Consider the following 26,145-nt stretch of genomic DNA (forward strand, 5'->3'; position numbering starts at 1 on the left):
TGGATACAGATGAGTTGGAAGAGCAAGTTAAAAAAGATAACCAAAAACATTGTCAAATTAAACGTTAAGCACTTCTTATAGGAGTTGATTATATGAAACCAACAGTAGGCAGAATCGTGTATTACAAATCATATGAAACACCTAATGGAGAATACAATAGCGAGAATCGTGCTGCTATCATCACAGGAGTAGTAGATGATGAAACAGTTCACTTAGCAGTATTAAATCCAACAGGGCTGTTCTTTAATCAAAACGTGAAGCAAGGCGACAGCGGTGGCTGCTGGGATTGGATGCCTTATCTAGAAGCAAGGGGCGATTAGGGAAAGAAGCCTAGTCGCTCTTGCTATTTTATTTAGAAAGAGAAAAAACCATCCGATGATAGAATCCGAATGGTTTAAAGGTGTGAAGTCTATGGGTTCCCCAATACCCTAACATAGTATATGTAAGATGTTTGAATTGTGTTACGGAATTATGTTACAGATGTATGTACCTCTCTGTTTCCTACCGTCCGAAAACAGAGAGTGGAGGGTGTTTGTCTGAACAATATAGTATATGCAAGGTGATTTAAAAGCGTATGGAGTTTAGTTTATAGAACGTAGTTTAATGTAGAACATCCGAAAACGGTAGAAGCTGGTGTGAATCAAGCCGTCTCTATCAAAAGATATTAGTGCTCAGGCTGCTAGGATTGGATGCCTTATTAGAAAGAATCAGGAAGATAGCTGAAAGCGAATGAGCTACTTATACGGATAGCATTTTATACTCTGAGAGGATGAACAACATGATTATACATGGTGATTGCTTAGAAGAGTTGCGAAGGCTAGAAGATAATAGTGTAGATAGTGTGGTAACAGATCCGCCTTATTGTGCAGGTGGTTTTACCGAATCCGCTAAAAAAAGTGCACAGAAACAAGGGATTCCAAAAGAAGGCGAAACATATAAACGTTTAGGCTGGTTTAGCAACGACAACATGACCACGATGGGACTTGTGTTTTTACTTCGATCTGTTTGTGTGGAGTTATTTCGTATCCTAAAACCAAGTAGTAGTGCTCTTATCTTTTGTGATTGGAAAATGTATGCACATTTGGCTCCGGCTTTGGAATCATCCGGATTGCAACATCGGAGCTTAATTGTATGGGACAAGGGAAGTATGGGAATGGGGATCGGATTCCGACCACAGTATGAACTGATCATGGAGTTTGTGAAAGGGAAGCCAAACTATCTTGTGAAGAACGGGAGAAATGTTATTAGTAGTAAACGGGTGGCTCCCAATAAAAAGAATCATCCCACACAAAAGCCCGTTGAATTGATAGAAGAGTTAATAAGAGTTACTACTCCAGAAGGAGGGACAGTGTTAGATCCATTTGCAGGAAGTGGAACTACACTGGTTGCTGCAGATAACCTTGGTATGAAATATATAGGAATTGAAAAAGATGAGAAGTATTTTAAAGTGATGGAACAAAGGTTAGGAGTAGAATCATCAAACTTCGACTGAGGGGCAACGGGACCATATATTGTTAATTGAATGTATCATTATTCATTATATTAAGAGTAGACGGAAAATATTTAATGTTATAAAATATTGTTTGGGCAAGAGCCCACTTCGTTCACTCTGGAAGGGAAGCAACATGATCAACACCATCCCGAAGCAGCCCGACGGCGAGGGGCACAAGCTCTTCAAGCGCATCAGCAAGCTCTTCAAGGGCTGACCTGAAGTGAACGGAGCCGTGGATCTCGATCAGATCCGCGGCTCCCCAGAAAATCAACATCTTGTGATGTGACTATAAAATATAAAAAGAAGCCGCATTGGTATAATCTTTTGCCGCTTCTTTTTAATTCAATAGCAATCTAATCTTACGCCACAAATTAGGTGTATTTGCCCAATGCTATGAAATGAAAGAATAGCTTAAATCTCCTTGTTAAAAAGAGGAATTTGGTTGTTTTTATTCTTATGATTTCTTAGATCATATTGAATTATAATAGTTATCAGAAATAATCGTCATCGAGTGATTGGACCTGAGATGTTTGGTTCTCTGCTCTCACGTTTCTGCGACGTCAAGGTGGACGAGGAAATCCGTCTCCGTCCTCTGAAGATGTGTTCATCCCGTATCCAGAAAAAGCTGGAGGAATCTCTCCAGCAGGATAAGGATGGCCTTAAGTGGTTTGAGACCAGTGGAATCATGGCTGGTACTCCCGTGGTACCTGTTCTGAAAAATATGAACATCGATGTATTCGTGATCCTGTTGGAGCAGAGTCCTGCAGGATTTATCTGCCATAATTTTGGATCTCAGAAAGAGGTTGAGGTGGGATACTGGATCGCTCTTCCCTATCGCCGGAAGGGTATCACACGGAAGGTGCTGTCCACTGTCAACAGCGTGATTAAGAAAATAGCTCCAGACAAGACAGTCATCCTGATGATCGAAAGGAAAAACTTCCCCTCCCGCCGATTGGCGGAGAACCTTGGGTTTGTGATCAAACGCGAAGAGTCCAGAGGAGTAACTTATCTCGTCTACGCTCCCGGTGACATCCACTCGCTCATGTAGCGAGCTGGCGACCGCCCTTGTATGCTAAAAAGGGCGGTCGATGCTTTTTCTGGTTTGTAATGACATTGTTAATTGAAATGGTATTGAATGAACTGGATCACCGAATGAAAAGACAGATGATTGGAAAGAAGGCAGAAACGAAAGTAGTATGTGAGCATCAACTTGGATACCAATGAGTTTAATAAACAGATGGATGTGGTAGCAAAAAAGATTGGTAAGTTACGGTGAAGTATTTATAATGCTAAAGGTGTACGAGATGTTTTAAACTACTATGGTCATTTGACAAGATAGAGGTGATCACATGGGAAGTAACAGAAAAGAATATCACCGTTATTATGATGAGTATGGCAGAGATAAACAAGCAAAGCATTTCTATATTAGTTCCGCTTGGTTGAAGTGTAGGGAGAACATACTCAGACGAGATAACTATTTGTGCCAGATTTGTTTAAAGGATAACCAGGTACTCACTCCTGCGGATCTTGTTCACCATGTAGTGGAACTAAGGAAAGACTGGAGCAAGGGGATGGAGACAGATAACCTCATGTCTCTTTGTTCTTCTTGTCACTCGAAGATCCATAGCAATGAACAAAGCAAAAAGAAAGAAAACAAGCAGAAAAAAGTAAAAATTATCCAATCGAAAGCAAATAAAGAAATCATTTAGATCCCCCCTGCCCTTGAAGTAGGAAAAACGAAATTCGGCAGACCACCGCGGTCCTTCGTTCACACCGTAAGGTAATTTTAAAACGTAAGGGGGGGTAAGAAAGCGAGGTGATCCCATGTACAAACCAAAGAAAATCATCAAACGGCGAGAAGCGAAATTGATGTTTGAGTTATTGCTGCAAGAATTAGAAAAAGAATCCAATCTTAATGACAAAACCATTCTTATTGTGGACAATATTGTTTTACTGGAACAACTGAAACACGAACATTTGGATGATATCAAAGAGCGTGGAGTGGTAGAACTCTTCAAAAATGGTCCTCAAGAGATGTACCGAGAGAATAAATCTGTGGATAAGGTTCTCAAAATTGTAGAGCAGCAACGGAAATTGCAGGCAGAGTTAAAACTGACACCAGCTTCCGATAAACGAGTGGCGGAGGTGGTGACCGTGGATGAGTTCGAGAGCTTCTGAGTTACAAACTACCTCTTATGCACAACAAGTCCTATCGGGAAAAATCGTTGCTTCCAGCAAAGTGAAATTATCCTGTAAACGCCATTTAGATGATCTAAAAAGGCAAAAAACAGCCAATTTTCCCTATATTTTTGATGAAAATCGTGCCTTTCGTCCCATCGAATTTATTCAAAAGTTCTGCAAGCCATCCAAAGGGAATTACTCCAAATTGGAATTGCAGCCTTGGCAGCACTTTGTCATTGGTTCTCTCTATGGTTGGATTCATAAAGATACCAACGTCCGTCGATTCAAAGAGGGGCTTATTTTTGTTGGGAGAAAAAATGGGAAATCCACGATGATCAGTGGTTTATCTCTCTATGCAGCATCGAAAGATGGTGAAAATGGAGCTGATGTGTATTTACTAGCGAATACCAAGCAACAAGCAGGGATCATTTTCAAAGAAGCGAAAGCGATGGTTCAAAAGTCTCCTAAGCTACAAAAACACTTCCGTGCAAAACGGGATGAAATTGAATATACCAGAACGATTTCAACCATTGAACCGCGGGCATCGGATAGTGAAAAGCTCGATGGATTAAATACCCATTTGGGAGTCTTTGATGAGATCCACGAGTATAAGGAATACAAGCTGATCAACGTTATTAAGAACAGCACTGGAGCACGACAGCAGCCATTATTGCTCTATATTACGACAGCTGGTTATCAATTGGATGGGCCACTTATGGATTACTATGAAAAATCGCAAGATGTTTTGGAAGATGTGATCCAAGATGAGCGGTCCTTTTATTATTTGGCAGAGCTAGATGAAGAAGACGACATCGAAGATTCGAACAACTGGATCAAAGCAAACCCAAATTTAGGTGTCTCCATTAATCTAGAAACCATGATCGAAGAATGGAACACCCGAAAGCACATTCCAGCTGAACGAAACGATTTTATCACCAAACGGTTGAATCGCTTTGTTCAATCGGATGAACAATCTTTTATCGATTTTGAAGTCATCAAACGAAACGATCAATGCTTCGATTTTGCAGAATTAGAAGGAATGGCTTGTGTTGGGGGATTTGACTTGTCTCAAACAGAAGACTTTACTTCCGTTTGTTTGGAGTTCGTCCAAGAAGATAAAGTCGTGGTGCTTTCGCATTCCTTTGTTCCAGAACGAAAGGTGCAGCTGGGTAATGAGAAGCTGCCATTTCAAGAGTGGGAAAAACAAGGATGGTTAACCATCTGTCCTGGAGACTATGTGGATTATCATTATGTACTGGATTGGTTTAGAGAAAAATCCAAGGTGTATCAAATTGATCTCATTAACTATGACAAGCATAATGCCTTTCGATTGGTGGAGGAATTGAAAAAAACCGGATTTACAACGGAAGTCGTCCGCCAAGGGTACACCTTATCTCCAGCTTTAAAGGATATAAAAGAACTATTACTTGATGGAAAAGTCATCTTTAATCAAAACAAACTGTTCCGATGGTATCTGAACAATGTGAAGTTAGTGGAGGATCGATTAGGCAACTGGTTACCAACCAAACAGAATCGATATCGGAAAATAGATGGCTTTGCTGCTTGGTTAGATGCGCATGTAGAAGTAATGAAGCGCATGGTCACACCAGAACCAAGTGGGAACGTAGAATTTATATCGATCAAAGACCTTTTGGGGAGGTGAGGAGGTGAAAATGTGGGACTATGGACAAAAATAAAAAACGTATTCAGTCTAGCCAAACCCAAGTATGAAGGCCAAGGATATGATTATACAAAATGGTTTTCTCCTAGCAATATTTTCGCTGGCAAGGAAAGCAACACGTTAGCAACCAATGAAACCATCTTTGCAGCCATTACTCGTTTATCGAATTCGATGGCCAGTCTACCACTTAAACTGTACAAAGATTTTAGTCCAGTGAATAATCATATTGCCGATTTGTTGGCTCATTCACCTAATCCCAATATGACAAGCTTTGATTTCATTCGTACTTTGGAAGTCTTAAGGGATTCTTATGGGAATGGATATGCGTTAAAAATGTACGACAACACGTTTCAAGTGGAATCCCTGCTACTCTTAGATCCGAATCGGGTAAATCCCGTTATCGAAGAAAAAACGTATGAGCTGTGGTATGAAATCGATGGTCCAAAAGGACGATACTACTTACACAATATGGACATGATCCATGTGAAACACATTGCTGCCACGGCCAATACGCTTACGGATAATTCAATTGGTTACAAGGGAATAAGCCCAATCGATGTGCTGTCGAACACGATTGATTTTGAAGGAAAAGTAAAAACATTCAGTTTGGAACAAATGGATGTGGCTATCAAAGCTTCTTTTATTCTGAAAATGGCTTCTCATCTGAGCACCGACAAAAAGAAAGAAATCCTTCAAAACTTTCGAGAGTTTTATCAAGAAAATGGTGGGGTTCTCATTCAGGAATCGGGAACCGAAATTAGCCCAATAACTCGAAATGTGATTGATACCAAGATATTTGAAGTGGAGAAAATTACTCGTTCCAGAGTAGCAACGGTGTTTAATATGCCTGTTCACATGTTGGGAGAAACAGAAGGGGCGAGCTATTCCAGTATGGAGCAGCTGTATCTGGAATTTGTGCAAGGTACGCTGCTGCCGATCGTACGACATTACGAGCAAGAGTTCAATCGAAAACTTCTGACTCCAGAGGAGCGTTTACAGGGACTTTCTTTTAAGTTCAATGTCAACGCTCTTTTACGTGGAGACATGCAAACCCGTGGGGAATTTTATACAAAGGGTATCCGATCCGGCTGGTTCAAACCGAACGAAGTTCGAGCTTGGGAAGAACTTCCGCCGGAAAAAGGCGGAGAAAAACTCTACCTCAGCGGGGATTTATATCCCATCGATACACCACTGGATCAACGAAAGGGGGTGAAGCCGAATGAAGAAAAAGTTTTGGGAGTTTAAAAACCAACTGACAGAGAAAGGTGTAGGCGAACTCTATATCTATGGGGAGATTGTTTCCTACAAGTGGGACGATGCCGACACCACCGCTCAAAGTTTCAAAGAAGATTTGGACGCACTAGGCGACATCGGTTCGTTGCATGTATACATCAATTCCCCTGGTGGTTCCGTTTTCCAAGGACAGGCGATTCATTCCATTTTACGTCGACATGCTGCTGATGTAACGGTTCACATCGATGGGGTGGCTGCTAGTATTGCCAGCGTCATTGCAATGGCCGGCAATCGGATTGTTATGCCGAGCAACGCCATGATGATGATTCATAATCCGTGGCAAGTTGCGTATGGAAATGCCGCTGATTTCCGAAAAATTGCAGACGATCTCGACAAAATCAGAGAAAGCCTGATTGAATCCTATCTTGGTAAAGTCGGGGAAAACATGAGCAGGGAACAGGTAACGGAACTCATGGATGCAGAAACATGGCTGACCGCTCAAGAATGTTATGACTATGGTTTTGCGGATGAAGTATTAGAAGAAAAAAATATTGCTGCTTGTGTGGATCTGGAGATCATGGCCAAATACAAAAACGTACCAGATGTATTCAAAAACACGCAAAAAAAGCCTGGAAAATCGGTTTTTAGCCAGCAAGAACATGCAATAAAGATCACACAAGCAAAGGAAAACATTGAAAAAATTAATTCTATCTTAGGGGTAAAAGAATGAGAATATTATATGAATTGAAAGAAAAAATGGCTATCGTTGGGGGTCAACTAAAAAACATTGAGAACTCACTGATCGAAAAATTAGCCAATCCAGCCGTTCCGATGGATGAAATTGATGCACTAGAAAAACAAAAATCGGATTTGGGCAAGCGATTCAATTTATTAAAAGAACAACATGACAAAGAAGAACAAGAACTACGAAACGAATTAAATAAACAAAATAAAATTCCTGCTGGTGGTACAGACAAAGAAAAGATTGTTGCTGCTAAAGCGGAATATATTCGTGCAATGGTACAAGGTCGTCCTATGTCCGAAGATGCCAAAGCTACTCTTCTGCATGCGTTACCTGGTGGCAATGCAACAGGCGGGGATAAATTTCTTCCAACCACGATGACCAATGAATTGCTTCATGAGCCATTCGTGAAAAATCCATTGCGTGAAGTGGTTAAGACGACCAATATCAAGGGTTTAGAGTTACCGAAAATTTCCTATACCCTTAGCGATGATGGTTTCATCAGCGATACTGCAACAGCAAAAGAGCTACAAACAACAGGGGATACCGTATCCTTTGGACGCTTCAAATTCAAGGTATACACGGGCATTTCGGATACCGTGTTGCATGGATCTGATGTGGATCTTGTGAATTATGTAGAAAACGCATTGAGATCCGGTTTAGCTGCAAAAGAAAAGAAAGTATCCTTTTCTGCAAGTCCAGTAACAGGGGAAGAACATATGAGTTTTTATTCTACTGCAAATGCCATTACCCAGATCTCTTCAGACACGAAATACAAAGCAATCAAAGCAGCAATTGCAGCACTTCACGAAGATTATCGAGAAAATGCCAAGATTGTAATGTCATTCAGTGACTACATGGACATTATCGAAACATTGGCCAATGGAAATGCCACCTTATATACCGCTCAACCGGAACAAATCTTAGGAAAACCAGTTATTTTTTCTGACTCTGCTACGGATCCCATTGTAGGTGATTTCAGTTATGCTGGTTTGAACTATGACGGAGAATTGATCTATGAAACAGACAAAGATGTTAAATCCGGCGAGTATTTGTTTGTTCTTACCGCATGGTTTGATATGCAGATCCTCTTAAAATCCGCTTTCCGTATTGCAAAAGTAGTAGCAACTCCGTAATTTAAGGACTTTGGAGGTGTAAACCCATGTATATCAATCAAGTAGACGTGACACCTGGCGGAAAAATTACTGCCAACGGTACCCAAGCAGCAGCCATTGCAAATCATGCCAATCCAGCCACAGCTACCGCTACAGAAATCGCAACCAAGCAAAATCAAATCCTTGCAGCTCTTCGTGCTGTCGGGATCATCAAATCTTCTTAGTCGATCGGGGGCATACCCATGCTCGAACTAACACTGGATGAACTTAAAACGTATTTACGAATCGATGGGAGTGGGGATGATGCGATCCTCACTCTTCTTGTTGATAGTGCAAAGGAATATTTAACGACAGCAGGGGTTCCGGAATCGGATCGGTCGCAATATAAATTGGCGGTTATGCTGTACTGCGCCATCTATTACGAGAATCGTGATCCTGCTGTAAAAATAGAAAAGTTTAACTTTGCGTTGGAAAGCATCATCTTACAATTGAAAAATTATGGTCCAGTGCAAACATGAGAACAACGAAATGATAAATGGAACCAACTTTGGAAGAATAACAACTTCATCTGGTACTGTCTGGATGGGGTGAATAGATGAGAATGTTGGATATTTTTTCGGGTATTGGCGGCTTCAAAATAGGGATGGAAGCAGCTGGACATGAAACAGTTGGATGGATTGAAATGGATAAGTTTGCTCGAAAAGCATATGAATCGGTTTATCAAAATAAAGGGGAGTGGACGTATGACGATATTCGAACAGTCGACTATCGAGAATTGCCACAATCAGACATTTGGACATTCGGATTCCCTTGTCAAGACATCAGCGTCTCAGGAAAGCAAACAGGATTCAACGGAGAAAGATCCTCTTTATTTTTTGAAGTCACTAAACGATTACGCCAAATTAAAGAATGGCATCCCGAAAAAATGCCTTCCTACCTTCTCATTGAAAATGTTAAAAATCTTCTATCAGTTAATAGAGGATGGGATTTCTTTCTTGCCCAAAGTGAACTGGACGAAATCGGGTACGATTTCCAATGGCAAGTACTCGATTCCAGCGATTTCGGAGTCCCTCAAAAACGAGAACGGACCTACATTGTCGGATATCTTAGAGGAAGACGTACCCGAAAAGTATTTCCTATCACAAGAAAAAACAAAAAAGCTACTGCAAAAACGTGTTTGTATTTGATTGGCAATGTGAATCCGTCAGGCAAAGGAATGAACGGTAACGTTTATGATAGTGAAGGTCTAGCTCCAACACTGACCACGAATAAAGGTGAAGGAACGAAAATATTAGTACGTCCCGTGCTTACACCAGATCGGATAAAGAAAAGGCAAAACGGTCGCAGAATGAAAGAACCTGGTGATCCTATGTTTACGTTGACCACATAGGATCGACATGGCATTTATGATGGTCAACGTGTTCGTAGGTTGACACCGCTGGAATGTTTCCGTTTACAGGGTTTTCCGGATTGGGTTTGTCAAAAGGCAAAGGATGCTGGAATTTCTGATTCTCAGCTCTATAAAATGGCTGGTAATGCTGTCACCACTACTGTCGTTTATGAAATTGCGATACAGCTTTAAAAAACTTGTGGCAGGGTAGTTGTTATTTCGTTCAGACAGGTTCCGAAAAGAAAGGAGTGTTTGTGTTGAAAAAATACGTAGTAATCCAGGAGTTTTTGGATCGTTTTTCAGATATGAAACATTTTAAGCCTGACGATATTCACGAACCAACAAATGAAGAACGGGCAAAACAACTCATTGACCAGGGCTTTATTGCTGAACAAGCAAAAGGGATAGGAAAAGAAACAGAAATATCCGGAACCGAAGCAGCCAAAAGCATCGAAAAATTAAACAATCAAGAAGAAGCCCTTCCCAAAGAAAAGGGCAAAGGTAAAGGCAAAGGGAAATCATGAGAATCAACCAGCTTCGTAACCGTATAACCATTCAACAAAAAGTAAGCAGCAAAGATCCAGAAGGAATCGTTACCGAAACATGGGAAGACTTCGCTGCCGTTTGGGCAGCGGTGGAACCACTTCGGGGACGAGAATATTTTGAAGCAGCAGCTGTTCAAGCAGAGAATACCATTCGGATCAGAATCCGTTATCGTCAAGGGATTACCCCAGACATGCGGGTTCTTTTTCAAAATCAGATCTTGAATATCCAATCAGTTCTGGATATAAACACACGTCATCAGGAAATCCATTTGATGTGTGAAGAAATTATTTCAGGGGGGTGATGAGATGTCCAGTTTTGAATATGAGGGCATCGACGAAATGATCACAAAAATTCAGCTGCTCGGAGCCAAAGCCACCCGTTTAGAAAATAATGCACTGAAAGCGGGAGGAGAAGAATTAAAACAAACGATGCAACGAAATGCACCTGGTCCCTCCGCAAAGAAAAGGAAACACTTAAAAGAAAACATCCAAGTAAGCAATCCCAAACAAAAAGATGGTTTAAAAGTTATCGAAGTGGGTCCAGGAAATTCGGCCTTCTATGCTCTTTTTCTCGAATATGGTACGTCGAAGATGAGCGCTCGGCCGTTTGTAGAACCAAGTATCGTGGAGTCTAGCGGGAAAGTACTTCAAACAATGGCAGACAAATTAAGGAACGGACTCACATGACGATGCTCAATATAAAACCTGAAATCTTGCAAGCACTGGAATCCAATACGGTGCTTATTTCTTTGCTTGGTGGAACACATATTTATCAGATCAAAGCACCCAATGCGGACGAGTTTCCAAGAATTACGTTTTATGAACTGATGAACTACGATGACCACTTTGCCGATGACATCGAGATCAGCAGCGAAATTCGGATACAAGTGGACATTTGGAATAAATCCAGCACCTCAGCAATTGCCCAAGAGGTGGATAGAACGATGAAAGCAATGGGATATGGGCGGAGTTCTGCTATCGATCTATACGAAGATGATGTCGCTGTATACCATAAAGCGATGCGATATACCATAACACGGGAGGTTATATAATGTCTGTACAAGTTGGATTAAAGAATATCTATTATTCAAAATTAACACAAGATGATGTAAGCGGGGTAGCTTATGACACCCCAGTAAAAATTTCTGGAGCGATCAACGCAAAGGTCACTCCTACCACCAACACCGAAACCTTGTATGCAGATGATGCGGCAAGTGATGTGGCAACAGCATTAGGAGAAATTGGGGTAGAGTTGAATGTAGCGGATTTATCACTGGACACCCAAGCAGTATTATTGGGACATACGGTATCCAATGGGGTGTTGATTAAAAATTCAGATGACCAAGCTCCTTATGTGGCCATTGGCTTTCAATCCATTAAATCGAACGGAAAGTATCGCTTTGTTTGGTTATACAAGGGTAAATTTTCTACGCCAGAGATGGAATATCAAACCAAAGAAGACAAACCCACTTTCCAAACTCCTACCATCAAAGGTTCCTTTGTCAAACGAGATTATGATAACCGCTGGCAGGTAATCGGGGATGAAGACGCATCCGGTTTCACCCAATCGGCTACGTGGTTTAATGCTGTAGCGAACCTATCTGTGGATACCACAGCCCCTACCATTTCTACCGTTGTACCAGCAAACAATGCGACGAGTGTTGCTGTTTCTTCTACCATTGTTTGGACATTTAGTGAAGCGATTCAATCCGCTGCGGTTGTACCTGCTAACTTTATTATCCAAAAAGCTGACGGAACAGCGCAGGTGGCGGGTACACTTAGCATTAACACAGCGAAAACAGTTGTTACCTTTACGCCAACCTCCAACCTCTCCGCATCTACGCAATACATGGCGATTGTCGGCGTAGGGGTGAAAGACTTGGCAGGAAATGCACTTGCCGCTCCAAGTGTGACGAAATTTACTACTGCTTAATTCCAATTACGTTATGGGAGTCAGGAGACTGGCTCTCTTTATTTTTTAGATAAAGAAGGTATTGGTACATGTTAAAACTACAACTTCAGCTACAAGGTAAAAAGATTTCGTTTTCCCAAGACTTTATCTCTGGTCGCATGTTCCGCAAAGCCTTGGATCTCGACGACAAACGAAATAACTATTTAAAAAATATGTTGGACCAAGAAACGCCTTCTTCCGTTGAAGAACAAGAAGCTCTTATTAATCAGTTGTTTCAATTTATCTCGGAAGTATTCGGAGGACAATTCACAGCAGAACAATACGAGGACGGGACAGATGCTCGTAGGATTATCGATCAATCGTGGACGATTGTTCACGGTATTATTTCACAGGTTGTTGAGCCATTGAAATCCGTGGAAAGTGATGACGATGGGACGAAAAAAAAGAAGAAATCCAAATGACCGAACTGGTGAAGGATATTTATTCTTCTCTAATGGAACAAGGCTGGAAGCTGCCTGATATTGACAACATGGACATGGTGTATTACATGGAGCTTCGTGCCTATGATTTACAACAAAACAAAAAAAAGCAAACGACCTACATTGATCAGATCGGGATTTTTTAGCAAGGGGGTGAATGAATTATGGCAGATGTGATACTGGGCAGGATCAAAGGCGAGGTCACACTGGAATCCGAAGATTTTAAAAGAGGCATGACGGAAGTAGGAAACCGATTACGATTGGCCAAAAGTGAGTTTGATTCCAGTGCTGCAAAAGTAAAGGCATTTGGAAAGTCCCAGGATACATTAAAAGCTCAAGCGCAAGCACTCAACCGGCAATTGGATTTGCAAGAGAAAAAAGTAGCCCTTCTAAATAGAGCTTATCAGGATTCGGTGAATAAGACAGGGGAGCATTCCAAACAGAGCCAACGATTGGCCACTGATTTGAACAAAGCCAGTACATCGATGACTAGGATGCAAGGCGAGTTGCAAAAAACATCCAAAGAACTTACAAACGGCGCAAGCAAAGGAAAACTTTTTAGTAAGAGCACATTCGAAATCCGAGACGAAGTGGCAGAAACAGGAGTTGCGCTCGGTGTGATGTCTGGAGCTCTCGCAGTTGCGCTCGGAAGTGCAGTGAAGAAAGCTGCGGATTTTGAAGCGCAATTATCCGGTGTCAAAGCAATCACAGGAGCAACATCCGATGAAATGGACCGCTTTCGACAATTGGCGTTGGAGATGGGTGCGAAAACAAAATTTAGCGCAGCCGAAGCAGCACAAGGGATTGAAGAAATGGCCAAAGCGGGGATTAGCACTAGCCAAATCCTAAATGGAGGATTAAGTGGAGCACTCAATTTAGCGGCAGCGGGTGAAATCGATCTAGCAGATGCAGCCGAGATCGCCTCCACCGTGTTAAATTCTTTTCGTGACGATAACCTGACCGTGGCAAAAGCAGCCAATATCTTAGCTGGAGCAGCAAACGCTTCTGCAACAGATATCGGGGAGTTGAAATTTGGGTTGTCGCAAGTATCAGCAGTAGCATCGGGAGCAGGATTATCGTTTGAGGATACTGCTTCTGCATTAGCTGTATTTGCCCAAAATGGATTAAAAGGATCAGACGCTGGTACTTCCTTGAAAACCATGTTGCTCAATCTTACCCCTAATAGCAAAAAAGCAAGGGAAGAGATGATTGATCTCGGAATTATCACGAGAGACGGAGCCAATCATTTCTTTGATGCAGCTGGCCATGTACGTTCTTTTGCAGAGATCGCGGGAGTACTACAAAAGCAACTAGCAGGACTTTCAGATGAACAACGATCCCAAGCCCTCAAAACAATGTTCGGTACCGATGCGATCCGTGCAGCAAACATCGCATTCAAAGAAGGTGCTGAAGGTGTTAACAAAATGGAAAAAGAAATGGCCAAGACAACTGCTGCGGAAGTGGCAGCAACACGAATGGATAATCTCAAGGGTACCATCGAGCAATTAAATGGTTCCTTTGAAACGTTCCAGATCCAAATGGGAAGTGCTTTTTTGCCTACACTTCGCATGTTAGTAAGTGACGTAGGCGAAGTGGTAGATTGGTTCTCTCAACTCAGCCCATCTACTCAACAAGCCATAGGAACTTTTATTGCTGCCACAGCTGGAACACTGGCACTCGGAGCAGCGATTGCAGGAATCATTGCCATTGCCAATCCCTTTACCGCTACGGTGGTTGGTGCAGCAGTAGTACTTGGAGGACTTGCGGCAATTTCTCAAAAAACGGCACAGGACTTGAGGGTGACAGAAGAAAATGCGGTTCGTTTCGGGAAAGGTGTCTCCCAAGGAACCAGGGAAGCGGCAAAAGGTTACATCGATTTGCGGGATCGGGCTCTGATAAATCTCGCTCAACTCCGAACTGCAACAGGTTCCGAAGCAAAGCGAATCGTAGAAGAAACAGTTACTCTCTTTGGACAAATGGGAGATAAAATCACCGCTGCGTTAAATCAAGATAAGGTGAATGTCCAAAAGGCTGCTGCTGGACTTTTGCAGGATGTGCCAAAAGTCTTGCAACCAGGCATCCAAAATATTACCGATACCGCGATCAAATCGATTGATGCCCAACTAAAACGAGTGCAGAATGCAAACAAAGTCATACGACAAGGATTGGTGCAATACGGTGGTGATTTGGCAAAAATGCCAAAACAGTTTGCTGCGTCCTACACCAAAGCGTTAAAAGATTTGGATCAGACCTCCCAGACTTTCGTGAAGAAAATTGGCGATCTAAAAGGATACATGGAAAATATCACAGCTGATCAGGGCAAAATCACAGCAGCCGGTGCGAGAAAATGGGTGAAGGATATTCAAACTGCTTTTACCCAAGCAATCAATGCAGCACACAAGTGGTCGGGTGAGCAAAAGAAAGTATGGGAAGAACAATTTGCGAATGGGAACATCACCAAACAGCAGTATGATCAAGTCCTCAAAATTGTGGATCAAGGGGAAAAAGAAAAAATCCAGATTGCCAAAGACTCCCGTGCAAAGGCATTGCAATCATTGGAAAAAAGTTTGTCTGATGAAGCAAATATGTACGACTTAAAGACAGGGGAAATGCTAGATCGGTATAGTGCCGTCCAAGATGAGTTTGCTTTGGAAGCCACGAATGATCAATTAACAAAGGTAGGAAAAAAGAAGAACCATGAGTATTTCCAGAGTCTGATTGAAGATGCTCAAAAGTCAGCAGTAGAAGTAAAGAAAAGTCAACAAGTGCTGATCCGTGCGTTCGGAGATATGGGCACTGCTTCGGTAAGTCAATTAACCGCCATGATCCAAAAAGGTGGCAACAAAGCGAGATTAGCTGCCCAATCCTTGGCATTGAATACGAGAGATGGATTTAAGATTGATTTGGGTCCATCGGGTGTTATATCCGTGGATTCGTTTGTCAAAGGACTCCAAACAGGTCAATACAAAGCCCGTGATGTTTCGATTGCTTCCATGAATCAGCTACGCGATCTATATGGATCAGGGAACTTTACCGCCGAAGGAATCAAGGCGATCGAAACGTTTGCCAATGGGTTGAAATCTCAAAAACCAGCCGAAATAGCGAACAAACTTGGTTTGGATCTCAAATCCAAAATGAAAATCGATCTTGGCCCATATGGACAAGTAACGGCACAGTCTTTTGTACAAGGATTATCCAATGGGTCGCTAGGGTTTGATTCCATCTATACGTATTTCCGTAATCAGATCAAAACGGGAATGAAAGTGGATCTTACTCCTGAAGGACAAAAAAATCTAGAAACTCTAAAACTGGGAATGCAGTCCAAGGCTATCGATCTACAAGAAGCATCCGCAGCTTTAGGATTGAATATAAAGAGCAATGCAAAAGTGGATCTTGGAGCAGAAGGAAAACAAACGGTACAAAGCCTCCTTACAGGACTTCAATCAGGAAAGATCAGTATTGCTGATTTTGCCAAAGGAATAGAAGGGCTTCTGAAAACCAATGCCAAGGCTGATCTGTCGCCACAGGGGAAACAAGCGGGACAGTCGTATGCATCAGGTCTTGCTTCTACGAAAGGGCAAAGTCAAAACCAAGCCCAATCGATGAAAACCGGAGTCCAAAAGACATTGGGATCTACAACCGATGGAGGCGGAGGGAAAAAAGCAGGAGGACAATTTGCCAGTGGTGTTTCCAGTCAAAAAGGTGCAGCTGGATCAGCGGCTGGTGCAGTTGCAGGTGCGGTAAAAAGCAATTTGAAAGTGAGTGGAGCGAGTTCCCTTGGTTCCAATGTAGCTTCTAGTTTCGCTTCTGGCATTCGAAATGGAATAGGTGGCGTGGCTTCTGCTGCGATATCCCTTGCTCGGTCTGCTTATGAATCGATGAAATCGGCATTGGATATCAATTCGCCCTCCAAAGTGATGATGGGCATTGGTTCTTCAGTAGGAGAAGGACTGTCATTGGGAATCAAAATGAGTACTTCTCAAGTCGCTGATGATGCGGCTCGGTTAGCAATGGCAGCCATTGTACAGCCTTCTGCTCAGACGATTGCGGTAGGAACAGAATCGACTAGATCAACAAACAATCCCGTATACAGTCCTGTTTCTGTGGTGGTTAATCTGAATGGAGATATCATGATGCCGCAGGATAAACAACAGGTAAAAACATTGGCGAGGGATTTAGGTCAAGCCATATCGGAAGAACTAGCCAGGAAAACAACCATCCAAAATAGGGCTGCGGGGGTGAGAGTGTATGGCCCATAGTCGCTTGTATTTAAATGACATCATTAGTCCCGATTATGTACGGATTGAAAAAATATCCAACCAATTTCTCCCGGATATCGCCATTAAAACAACCAAAGCACCAGGAAGAACCGGAACGATTAACCAAGGAACCGAATTAGGGGAACGAGTCATCACCATAACGATTGGAATTATTGGGACAACCAAGGCTAATCTATCCGATCGAAAGACAGAACTCATTACCTGGTTGTTTTATGACAGCCCAAAGAAATTACAATTGCCGAATACCAGCAAGTATTACATGGCTCAAGTTTCTTCTTCGGCAATTGAAGATACATTGATTTATGGAAAAGGAACCATTACGTTTCTTTGTACCGATCCGCTTGCTTATAGTACCACCGAAAAATTACTATCCTTTGCACCAGTGGATACGGATCCGGTGACCGTTACCAATAATGGGAACCAGGATGCGTTTCCCAAGATTAATGTCACTTTTAACGCAAGTACTACTGAATTTGCTTTTGTGACCGATGATCAATATCTTTACTTAGGAAAACCAGCACCAGTAGATACAACGACATCCGCATCAAAAAGGACAATGGTATTACAGGATTATTGTTCCACTACGACCGGATGGAGTTCAGGAATCTTGGTCGATGGTGGCTCCATTGTAGGGGCTTTTGCTAGTGATGGGAATGTGATTTATCCGAATACGTATAGCACGGGAACTACTTGGCATGGTCCAGCATTGGTAAAATCTCTTGGTCAAGAACTCCAAGATTTCTCCCTTGAATATTATTTTAACTTCAAGATGACCAAACCCAACCAATTAGGTCGCATTGAAATTTATTTGCTGGACATCAACAATGCCATCATTGGTAAAATGGCGGTTGTCGATGCGACTGCAAAAGGAAAACAAGGAAGGGTAGAAGCTAGACTAGGACCTGCATCTGGTGGAAGATATATCGTGAACAGCGAATTAGGGAAAGAAGCATACACGAATTTTTATGGTCGCCTAATTTTGCAGCGGATTGGGAAGAAATATACTTTCCAGATCGGGAAAATAGATAGCAACTATAATTTTTTTGGGCGTTATAACCATGTATTTTATGACACGGCTAACGCATTCCAGACGAAACTTGCTGCGATTCAGATTCATGCTGCTCAATATGGAACCAATCCTTTTATCCCTACTGTCAATGTGAACGAGATAAGAGTGTACAACGAGAACACACTCACATCCAATCAAGTTCCCAATATATTCGAATCGGGTGACACGTTGACCGTGGATTCTGCCAGCGGGATGATTTTGAAAAACGGAGAACCGGCCTTCAACTTACTAGGAGATCTCGGAAGTGAGTTTATCAAGCTGGAACCAGGGAACACCAATCTAGCAATTACTCCTGCCATTGTTAGTTCAGGCAGCATCACGTATCGGGAGAAGTGGCTGGGATGAACGATTACTTCTATATCATGGATGAAGACCAAAAAGTAGTAGCCATATTGAGCAATGAAATGACGGAAGCATGTCCATATTGGGATGATCTTACGACACAGCAATTAACGGGATTACTGACATTGGAATTTACGATTCCTTTGGATCATCCGAGTGCGGAGTTCATTGTAAATGAAGGTTTTGTAGTGATAGCGGATGATGATAATCCAGGAGAATTTTTATATTTTCGGATTAAAACCGTTACCTCGACCAAATCGGATCGTTCTGTAAAAGTTTTTGCAGAGAACGCAGCAGTAACGGACTTAATGGGTCAAATCATTCGACCCATTACACTAAAGAGCAATACTTTAGAACAAGCAATGGGAAACGTATTGCAAAACACAGGATGGACTTTGGGAAGAGTTGATTATGCAGGTGTTCAAGATTTTTCATTTAGCGAGATGATGACCGCATCTGCAGCTGTGCTTCAGATTGTTTCTCAATTTGATGCGGAGATCCGATACCGCGTAGATTTCGACGGCTCCACAGTAGTTGGGAAATATATCGATGTCGTGATACAACGAGGGAACGATACAGGAAAATTATTCAGTTATGGTTATGATCTCAGTGATCAAGTAGAACGAATGATAGATACCAAAGATCTAGTTACTGCCTTAATCGGAAAAGGTCCAAATGATAGTTCTGGTAATCCCATGACATTCGGAAGTTATAACCCTGTGGTATCAAGTGGCTATGAGAAGCAAAGCGATTGGGTGGGAAATATAGCTGCTAGGGAGCAATGGGGAGATCAAGGGAAACACATCTTTGGAATCTACCAAGATGATACAGCACAGAACCAAGTGGATTTATACAATAAGACCAAGAAAAAACTAGATGAGCTTAGTACACCCCGATACACCTATACGGTAGGGGTTATTTTATTGGATTTTCCTGTTGGTTTAGGGGATAACATTCAGATTCAAGATAAATCTTTTACTCCTAATTTGCTACTGGATGCAAGGGTGATCGAAACCAAGAAAAGTAAATCAGATAAAACGAAGAACCAGGTTACTCTGGGAGAATATATCCCTATTATCTCTACGATACCGAGTATTGTCCAACAAGCACAAACCAACATTCAAAACCAAGTGGCTACAGGCGCACATGTAATTGCATACGGTCCTACTCAGGACGATACAAAAGGTTCCTATTCACAGTCGGACGAGTCTATCACCATTGAAGTTACCAATATTGTTCAACTAGCGTATGCGTCTGTTTTTACAGCAGAGGAAATTACTTCGGGGGTAGTAGAGTTACGAGATGAAAATGATAACGTGATTGAATCGAGAAGCTTTGATTCTACCACCCTTGTTCCTGTTCCAGATAGCGTATATGAATATGTGCTGAAACTTAATTTCTTGCTATCTCCTAACGTGGGCACTTATAAATTGTGGGGGTCGTTTGACGGGCTGACATTCGTTAGGCTTCCTGATGAAATCAGCTTTCCTTATGATAGCGGGGAATTCCAAATAACTGGAACTTCTGATGTGGACGGTTACTACTGGCACTTTTATAAATTGCAAGTTGCTGGAGCTGGTGTGCTTGGTGGTGCTAGCCAAACTCTTAGCGTGGGAGATTTATCCAATAACTTCAGTGCTTTTCGCTCGCTGAACACGGCTGGAGAAGAAACGGCCAGGATAGACAATGAACAGGCTTCTTTTGCTGTGGCCAATATTGGGATTGTCAATTCTGAATCTGTCGTCAGTTATAGTGATGAAGATTTTACTTTTTATGTAAATGGTGTTACAGGTGATGATGAAAACGACGGGCTTACTTCTGGAACTGCATTTGCCAGTATCAGAAGAGCCTTAATTGGCGTCCCTCACAATTGTGACGGCACAGTCAATATTAATGTGTTGAGCGATTTAAATGAAGTTGTAACGATTAGCGGATATAGCGGACTCAATTCAATCAATATAAATTGTGGCACCCGAACGGGAGCAGCTGCACCATTTACGTATACACATTATCTGATAACCGGTGGATATATCTTTGACTCCACTACAAAACGAGTGAATGTCTTTTACGGACGTCATTTTCCTGATATGACTACTTATGGAACGGGGAACAGTTCCGCAACTCTTTTTTTATCTAAGAGTCCATATATCTACTTTAGAGAATGTTATATCTCCGGACGAGTGGCAGGTACAAGCAATTACAATACCAGCTGTGTAACATCAAATGATAGTAGTATGGCATATCTATCGCAGGTGCATTTCCAAGACTGGAGAAGTCAAGCAGTAAGAGCAGCAACATTTGGACGGGTATACCTGGAACAATGTACAGGTGCTTCCGCCCAAACAGGCGCGATTGCTGGCCAATCGGCTGACGGCGGTTCACTTGTGTATGTGAATGGTACATCTGTATTGTTAAATATCACTACAGTAGGTTATCCAGCAGCAGCGGCACCAACCACAGGAGGGAATATCATTTCTTCCCTGCGTGCGGGAATTGTCCAAGGAAATCCAACGTCCCTTACCTATACAGGAAGTAATAACGGTACAGCTGGAACAAGCACAGGAACACCAGGAACCACGCCAACTACAACCACTTATAACAGCTTGGATACGGCTGTGAGTGGTCGGTCCTATCGTACTACAAAATATATTGGATGGCGTTCCGATGTTGATGTTCGCGAAGGTGACTACGGTTATGGCGATCACAAAGGGCTTTGGTTTTTTGGCGGTACCATGCCAGCCACACCGTCTTGGGTGGGTAAAACCATAACGGGAATATGGGTGGAACTCCAAAGAGATATTGAAGGGGGTGCGCCTGGAAACATACGTATTACTACCCATAACTATTTAACCATACCGGCAGGAAATCCTACCGTTGGAAGCGCTTTTGTAAGTGCTTCTTTTGATTTTAACCAGAAAAAGCAGGTGCGATTGGATCAAAACGCCACAATCAAAGCAGCCTTTGTGAACAATACAGCCAAAGGAATTGCTATATATAGCGGTCCATACGCAATTATGAAAGTGGCTGCAAAGTTGATTGTGAAATGGCAATAAAAAAATAGGGAGTTGATCGAATTGGCATTACCAGCGGTATTTAAGGTTGCTCATGCAGATGATGAGAATTTACAGTTTGGATTGGATATTATGAGACATTTGGCAGCAGGGCGCCCCGTTCACGTGGTGCTTTTTTCTTTGGGCTTCACCAGTGGGGCAAAGGATAAAATTAATGGATTAACTGGTTCGACCTGGTGGGGCGGTACCCACGACCCGCATTTGGAAGGATATCATGTTCTAAGCAATGAGGAGTTTGGCAAAGCGAGGCAAAACGAATTCCGCACAGCTTGCGGAATTCTTGGAGTACCTCCAGAAAACCTACACTTCCACGTCCTAGATGATCAGGGACAAACCTTTGACAAAGAGTCAGCCAAAACCATCATGCGAACTTACATTAACATGTTTCCTGCTGGCACTAGTTTTAAGACTCATTCTCCTTTTGATACATCGCCTGATCATGTGGTATTAGCCGAAGCATTGCATGAATTATGGCAAGCCGGAGAAGTTACAGATGCGAGGTTCTTTTTGGCTCGTAATGATCGGACCAAAACCGGATTACCAGCAAGTTCAACTATGACCGCTACAGCTGCGGAGACTGCCAAATTAACCAAAGTTTGCAAAGCATACCAGGCATGGAACCCCGCAGCCGGATCTTTTGCAATTGGATATCACAGTGTTGCTGACCAATTTGCAGATTTACAAAGCAATCCAACATTTAAATATTTCAAACCGGAAGTGTTATAACGCGCATAGGCGTTTTTTTATTTTTCCTAGAAAAGGAGCTTACTCATGGAAATATACTTTAAATCTATCTTGGCTAGCGGTGGAGCTATTGCCTCCTATCTGTTCGGAGGATGGACAATGGCAATCCAAACTTTATTAGTGTTTGTGATTATCGATTTTATTACGGGCTTCGTAGCTGCTGGAAAAAGTGGTTCTTTATCCTCTCGGATCGGGAGCCGAGGGATCTCAAAAAAAGTGATGATCTTTTTGATTGTTGCTTTGGCTCATATGGTAGATCAAATGCTAGGTGATGGTCATGTCATTCGTGATGCGACCATCACTTTTTATTTAGCAAATGAAGGATTAAGCATTATAGAAAATAGCGGAAAAATGGGACTACCTGTTCCCTCGGTGATCACACAAGCAATTGAGATTTTGAAAGGGAAAGACAAAGAGGAGGACAATAAGTAATGGAAATAAAGCAGATGTTGATACCGTTGACAAACAAGACAGCACGACCCAAAACACCGATGAGTCCAAAGTGGATTAGCATTCATGAAACGGATAATACAAACAAGGGAGCCGATGCACTGGCTCACGCAAGATTGCAGTACAACGGAAACGTAAGAGTAGCGAGTTGGCATTTTTCCGTGGACGAAAAAGAAATCTATCAAAGCATTCCAACGAATGAAATAGCCTGGGCCAATGGTGATGGTCATGGAACTGGAAACATGGAAAGTATCTCCATTGAATTGTGCGTCAATAGTGATGGAGACTTCGAGAAGACAAAACAGAATGCTGTCTGGCTTGTTGAGTATTTAATGAAGAAATACAGCATTCCAATTAGCAATGTAGTTCAACACAACAAATGGTCGGGTAAAAATTGTCCCAGAAACTTACGTAAAAGTGGATGGAATGAGTTCATCAATCAAATAAAAGGAAGCAAAGTGGCAACTGTGGCTGCTGGTACTCGCTTGTTGAAACTCACCACACCTTACATGAGGGGTGAAGATGTGAAAGAAATACAAAGAAAACTAGGAGTTATCATTGATGGCATATACGGGCCAATCACGATGAACAAAGTAACTAAATTCCAGAAGGCTCATAACCTTGCTACAGATGGATTTGTAGGACCTCTTACTTGGAAAGCTTTTGAGTCAGTGAAATAAAAAAAGCGAATGTGTTCTTTTGTTCAAGAGGATATGGAAGTGTTGCGGAAGACGTTGAATGAGATGCCTTCGGGAGATAAATGAAATCAAAAACAATGAAAAGTTGGGATTTAATTTTCCGACTCTTTATAAAGCTTTTTTTCGACCATACTATGTCCATAAGGATATAATTAGTATTTACGCTTCCAAGAGTAAAGAGTAAAATAAAGAGGATCAGCCTCATCTGATCCTCAGTTGTTTCTATCGTACTATCCTGGGTCACCATCTCCTATTTTGCCTCGCATGGTGTGCACCCCCTGATCTCTTGGTTAGTTGATGTATCTCTCTGCAATATGCGGTGAAATCATTGGTGCGATCAAGAGCTGATAGGCAATCAAGGGAAAGAATTAACACATTGTTTAATATATCTTGACTGCCATTATCTCTAGCTTTCTCGATTATGCGTTCGTAATGTTCCAGAGAACGTTCATAGTCTTTCTTCGCTTTGAAAATTTCCCCGTACGTTACATTTAAATCTGCAAACTGTGTAAAGTCAATTGTTTTGTTCTTGTCTAGAATATCACTTGCTTGTTCTAAATGTGCAAGTGCTGTTTCGATATCGTTTTGATCGAAAGCTAATGCGCATAAATTCAGCCTTGCATCGAATTTCCGACGATTATTTGCCCTGTTTGATGAAATGACACTGTCATAACAAGCATAGGCATCTGACAATTCTTCCAACGCTACATAAACATTTCCTAGAACATTTAACAATTCGAATGCTCGGTTATATTCATTGTTTAGAAAAGCTAAATCTAGTCCTTCTTGTGCGCATGTTACCGCTTCATCAAGATGTTCTGTATCCATTAGCAATTTGGTTTTTGTCAAATAGGCATTCAGCCTTGTACCTATTTTATCAATTTTTATTATTTCATTCCAAAGTTGATTGAGCAAATGCAGTGCTTGTGCAGTACTTCTAAGATAGGACAGATACAAAATGATGTTACTGGACAAAATGCATTTTATGTTCCCTCCTGAAGAATGAGACAATCCTTCTTGTGAGTAGTTGATGGCTTTCATAAGATTTCCATCGCGATATTCACAAAGTCCTAAGAGGTTGTAACAAAGTGCTACTAATTGGTGATCTAGTTGGTAACCACTTTTATGATACTGTCGAATTGCTTCAAGAAGATGATTTTTGGATTCATTCCAATCTTCTTGATGGAAATAATAGTATCTTGCATACAGATACGTTTGAAACGAATACAGGGGATGGAATTTAGGTAGAGAGAGAGCTTTCAACTCTTCTAAACCTTTTTCCGGATTATCACCATCAATCTTCATTTTGCTTAGTTTGAGTCGGAACATCGTTTTGTTTACTTCTTTGCGAGCCGCTTCCACAAAGTTTGCTAGTTCAGATTTTGGAATGCCGAGATTCTCGAAATGTTCATGAATTGTAAGTGTCGATACAAGTTTTTCTAGTCCTTCGATGTTATGAACTGTACTCTTCGATACCTTACCGAATGCCGCATCTGCTTGTGTCTTTCCTTGCTCATGACGTAATTTACGGCTGAGGTAACTCAACATATTGCCATCATACTCCTGTTCTAGCTGCACATAATTCCTCCTTCCTCCTTTCATTATATTTCCTACAGAGTTGAGTGTAAAAACTATTTTATATATATGGATTTTTGTGAATTATCACGCGGTCAAACCTCTGATTTTTGCAAAAACACACCGGACTTGGTGTTTATGTAAAATTATTGAAATTATAGAAAATAAGAAATACAATTATGTCAGAAGTAGAAAACACCTTAAAACACTTGAGAAGTAGGAGCAGGGCATAATGAATCAACTTTTACTCAAGGCATTGAAAATACGTTTAAGTCCAGTAAGATCCATCGAAAGATCATTTGATATCTATGCTTATATATGTGATCAGTGCTATCACTTAGTGCGATGGGAACCAAATCAAAACAAACCCAATTGTTACAGATGTGGAGGAGATTCGTCTTGTCACGAACAACGCAAGGCGGTAACAAGGACATGTCGACGCGTAAACGAATTGTGAGGCTTTCGTCGATACCGCTTTCAAACAAAAATAGCAACCAGCGGATCTCAACCGACTGATTGCAAAAGATATAAGGAAATAGAATCATTTGGCTATTTTTGTACTTCGAGTTGTTCTTGCAAGCGAAAACCAAATCGCTGATTGACTGCTAACATAGGTGCGTTTTCTTTATGTACCAATGTCACCATTTTTTTTAGACCATGATTTAAGCTATATGAAATAGATTGTCGTTTTAATTCGCTGGCAATCCCAAGACTACGATAGTTCCTTTTTACAGAAGTCAAACCACACTTAGCCATGCTATTTTCTACATCCACTGTGATACTACATAACCCAACCCACTCACCATTGATTGCAGCTAGAAATTGACTTTCTGCATTATTCCAGTAGCAAGGATAATAGATTTTATCGACGAACTGAGGAAATGTTTCAAAGTCACCTTTAACGTCTGGAATGTCTAGTACACCGATCCGAACGAGATCGTACAATTTCTTGCGTGTTTCATTATTGTCTGGAGCATTATTCAAGTTGAAATATTCAAGATTCAGATCGTGTGAAAGTGTACTGGTTGGTAATGTATATGAATCTGTTAAATCAAGTACAAATTGTAATTTACCCATTTTAAAACTCCAATCATTTCATTATTAAGATAATACTGCTAATTATAGCAGATCAGTAATTGTTTAGAA

The 26,145-nt window shown here is 41.6% G+C and carries 27 protein-coding genes and 1 pseudogene; 26 read left to right on the plus strand and 2 right to left on the minus strand.

All coding sequences use genetic code 11. The features are described 5' to 3' along the window. Window positions 1–92: 92 nt before the first annotated feature. From AC5WOE_RS16065 to AC5WOE_RS16190, 26 genes and pseudogenes are all read left to right on the plus strand, one after another. Window positions 93–320 (plus strand): hypothetical protein, encoded by a 228-nt coding sequence (locus AC5WOE_RS16065; protein WP_496053019.1) that lies wholly within the window; start codon window positions 93–95, stop codon window positions 318–320. Window positions 321–778: 458 nt separating this feature from the next. Further along, on the plus strand, window positions 779–1,492 hold the full coding sequence (locus AC5WOE_RS16070) for a DNA-methyltransferase (protein ID WP_496053020.1): 714 nt from the start codon (window positions 779–781) through the stop codon (window positions 1,490–1,492). Between the two features lie 526 nt (window positions 1,493–2,018). Next, complete coding sequence (locus tag AC5WOE_RS16075) at window positions 2,019–2,540, plus strand: GNAT family N-acetyltransferase (RefSeq protein ID WP_496053021.1); 522 nt, start codon at window positions 2,019–2,021, stop codon at window positions 2,538–2,540. Between the two features lie 17 nt (window positions 2,541–2,557). After that, window positions 2,558–2,716: a hypothetical protein gene (locus AC5WOE_RS16080; RefSeq protein WP_496053022.1), complete on the plus strand. Its 159-nt coding sequence runs from the start codon at window positions 2,558–2,560 to the stop codon at window positions 2,714–2,716. A gap of 125 nt (window positions 2,717–2,841) precedes the next feature. Then, the gene (locus AC5WOE_RS16085; RefSeq protein ID WP_496053023.1) at window positions 2,842–3,201 is read left to right on the plus strand and encodes an HNH endonuclease; all 360 of its coding nucleotides are present in this window, start codon (window positions 2,842–2,844) and stop codon (window positions 3,199–3,201) included. A 115-nt stretch (window positions 3,202–3,316) separates the two neighbouring features. Continuing rightward, window positions 3,317–3,670, plus strand: a complete 354-nt coding sequence (locus AC5WOE_RS16090; protein ID WP_496053024.1) for a P27 family phage terminase small subunit — start codon at window positions 3,317–3,319, stop codon at window positions 3,668–3,670. After that, window positions 3,651–5,336, plus strand: coding sequence for a terminase large subunit (locus tag AC5WOE_RS16095; RefSeq protein ID WP_496053025.1), 1,686 nt, complete (start codon window positions 3,651–3,653; stop codon window positions 5,334–5,336). Before AC5WOE_RS16090 ends, AC5WOE_RS16095 begins: the two co-directional genes overlap by 20 nt. 12 nt (window positions 5,337–5,348) lie before the next feature. After that, window positions 5,349–6,599, plus strand: a complete 1,251-nt coding sequence (locus AC5WOE_RS16100; protein ID WP_496053026.1) for a phage portal protein — start codon at window positions 5,349–5,351, stop codon at window positions 6,597–6,599. After that, complete coding sequence (locus AC5WOE_RS16105) at window positions 6,574–7,317, plus strand: head maturation protease, ClpP-related (protein WP_496053027.1); 744 nt, start codon at window positions 6,574–6,576, stop codon at window positions 7,315–7,317. The genes AC5WOE_RS16100 and AC5WOE_RS16105 overlap by 26 nt, the downstream gene beginning before the upstream one ends. Beyond that, a complete protein-coding gene (locus AC5WOE_RS16110; RefSeq protein ID WP_496053028.1) occupies window positions 7,314–8,465 on the plus strand; it encodes a phage major capsid protein in 1,152 nt (383 codons plus the stop codon). Before AC5WOE_RS16105 ends, AC5WOE_RS16110 begins: the two co-directional genes overlap by 4 nt. A gap of 26 nt (window positions 8,466–8,491) precedes the next feature. Continuing rightward, on the plus strand, window positions 8,492–8,668 hold the full coding sequence (locus AC5WOE_RS16115) for a hypothetical protein (protein ID WP_496053029.1): 177 nt from the start codon (window positions 8,492–8,494) through the stop codon (window positions 8,666–8,668). Window positions 8,669–8,686: 18 nt separating this feature from the next. After that, window positions 8,687–8,962, plus strand: a complete 276-nt coding sequence (locus tag AC5WOE_RS16120) for a head-tail connector protein (RefSeq protein WP_496053030.1) — start codon at window positions 8,687–8,689, stop codon at window positions 8,960–8,962. An 83-nt stretch (window positions 8,963–9,045) separates the two neighbouring features. Continuing rightward, window positions 9,046–10,026, plus strand: a pseudogene (locus AC5WOE_RS16125) (DNA cytosine methyltransferase). A gap of 65 nt (window positions 10,027–10,091) precedes the next feature. Continuing rightward, window positions 10,092–10,358, plus strand: coding sequence for a hypothetical protein (locus AC5WOE_RS16130; RefSeq protein WP_496053031.1), 267 nt, complete (start codon window positions 10,092–10,094; stop codon window positions 10,356–10,358). Continuing rightward, window positions 10,355–10,681 carry a phage head closure protein gene (locus AC5WOE_RS16135; RefSeq protein WP_496053032.1) on the plus strand — a complete coding sequence of 109 codons (327 nt, stop codon included), beginning with the start codon at window positions 10,355–10,357 and terminating at the stop codon, window positions 10,679–10,681. Before AC5WOE_RS16130 ends, AC5WOE_RS16135 begins: the two co-directional genes overlap by 4 nt. A gap of 4 nt (window positions 10,682–10,685) precedes the next feature. Then, window positions 10,686–11,066: an HK97-gp10 family putative phage morphogenesis protein gene (locus AC5WOE_RS16140; protein ID WP_496053033.1), complete on the plus strand. Its 381-nt coding sequence runs from the start codon at window positions 10,686–10,688 to the stop codon at window positions 11,064–11,066. A 2-nt stretch (window positions 11,067–11,068) separates the two neighbouring features. Next, on the plus strand, window positions 11,069–11,431 hold the full coding sequence (gene gp17 / locus AC5WOE_RS16145) for a tail completion protein gp17 (protein WP_496053045.1): 363 nt from the start codon (window positions 11,069–11,071) through the stop codon (window positions 11,429–11,431). Next, on the plus strand, window positions 11,431–12,312 hold the full coding sequence (locus tag AC5WOE_RS16150) for a major tail protein (RefSeq protein WP_496053034.1): 882 nt from the start codon (window positions 11,431–11,433) through the stop codon (window positions 12,310–12,312). The genes gp17 and AC5WOE_RS16150 overlap by 1 nt, the downstream gene beginning before the upstream one ends. Window positions 12,313–12,380: 68 nt before the next feature. Next, window positions 12,381–12,752 (plus strand): phage tail assembly chaperone G, encoded by a 372-nt coding sequence (gene gpG / locus AC5WOE_RS16155; RefSeq protein ID WP_496053035.1) that lies wholly within the window; start codon window positions 12,381–12,383, stop codon window positions 12,750–12,752. Continuing rightward, window positions 12,749–12,916: a hypothetical protein gene (locus tag AC5WOE_RS16160; protein ID WP_496053036.1), complete on the plus strand. Its 168-nt coding sequence runs from the start codon at window positions 12,749–12,751 to the stop codon at window positions 12,914–12,916. Before gpG ends, AC5WOE_RS16160 begins: the two co-directional genes overlap by 4 nt. Before the next feature lie 18 nt (window positions 12,917–12,934). After that, the gene (locus AC5WOE_RS16165; RefSeq protein ID WP_496053037.1) at window positions 12,935–17,029 is read left to right on the plus strand and encodes a phage tail tape measure protein; all 4,095 of its coding nucleotides are present in this window, start codon (window positions 12,935–12,937) and stop codon (window positions 17,027–17,029) included. Next, a complete protein-coding gene (locus AC5WOE_RS16170) occupies window positions 17,019–18,464 on the plus strand; it encodes a distal tail protein Dit (RefSeq protein ID WP_496053038.1) in 1,446 nt (481 codons plus the stop codon). Before AC5WOE_RS16165 ends, AC5WOE_RS16170 begins: the two co-directional genes overlap by 11 nt. After that, complete coding sequence (locus AC5WOE_RS16175) at window positions 18,461–21,514, plus strand: phage tail spike protein (protein ID WP_496053039.1); 3,054 nt, start codon at window positions 18,461–18,463, stop codon at window positions 21,512–21,514. The genes AC5WOE_RS16170 and AC5WOE_RS16175 overlap by 4 nt, the downstream gene beginning before the upstream one ends. A gap of 21 nt (window positions 21,515–21,535) precedes the next feature. Continuing rightward, the gene (locus tag AC5WOE_RS16180; protein ID WP_496053040.1) at window positions 21,536–22,258 is read left to right on the plus strand and encodes a PIG-L deacetylase family protein; all 723 of its coding nucleotides are present in this window, start codon (window positions 21,536–21,538) and stop codon (window positions 22,256–22,258) included. A 45-nt stretch (window positions 22,259–22,303) separates the two neighbouring features. Then, on the plus strand, window positions 22,304–22,708 hold the full coding sequence (locus AC5WOE_RS16185; protein WP_496053041.1) for a phage holin family protein: 405 nt from the start codon (window positions 22,304–22,306) through the stop codon (window positions 22,706–22,708). Further along, window positions 22,708–23,406, plus strand: a complete 699-nt coding sequence (locus tag AC5WOE_RS16190; RefSeq protein WP_496053042.1) for a peptidoglycan recognition protein family protein — start codon at window positions 22,708–22,710, stop codon at window positions 23,404–23,406. The genes AC5WOE_RS16185 and AC5WOE_RS16190 overlap by 1 nt, the downstream gene beginning before the upstream one ends. A 258-nt stretch (window positions 23,407–23,664) precedes the next feature. Here the strand turns inward: AC5WOE_RS16190 and AC5WOE_RS16195 are convergent, their stop codons facing one another. Beyond that, window positions 23,665–25,002 carry a tetratricopeptide repeat protein gene (locus AC5WOE_RS16195; RefSeq protein WP_496053043.1) on the minus strand — a complete coding sequence of 446 codons (1,338 nt, stop codon included), beginning with the start codon at window positions 25,000–25,002 and terminating at the stop codon, window positions 23,665–23,667. Window positions 25,003–25,548: 546 nt separating this feature from the next. Beyond that, on the minus strand, window positions 25,549–26,076 hold the full coding sequence (locus AC5WOE_RS16200) for a GNAT family N-acetyltransferase (protein WP_496053044.1): 528 nt from the start codon (window positions 26,074–26,076) through the stop codon (window positions 25,549–25,551). Window positions 26,077–26,145 lie beyond the last annotated feature (69 nt).

Source organism: Shimazuella sp. NTD248 (genome assembly GCF_059510395.1).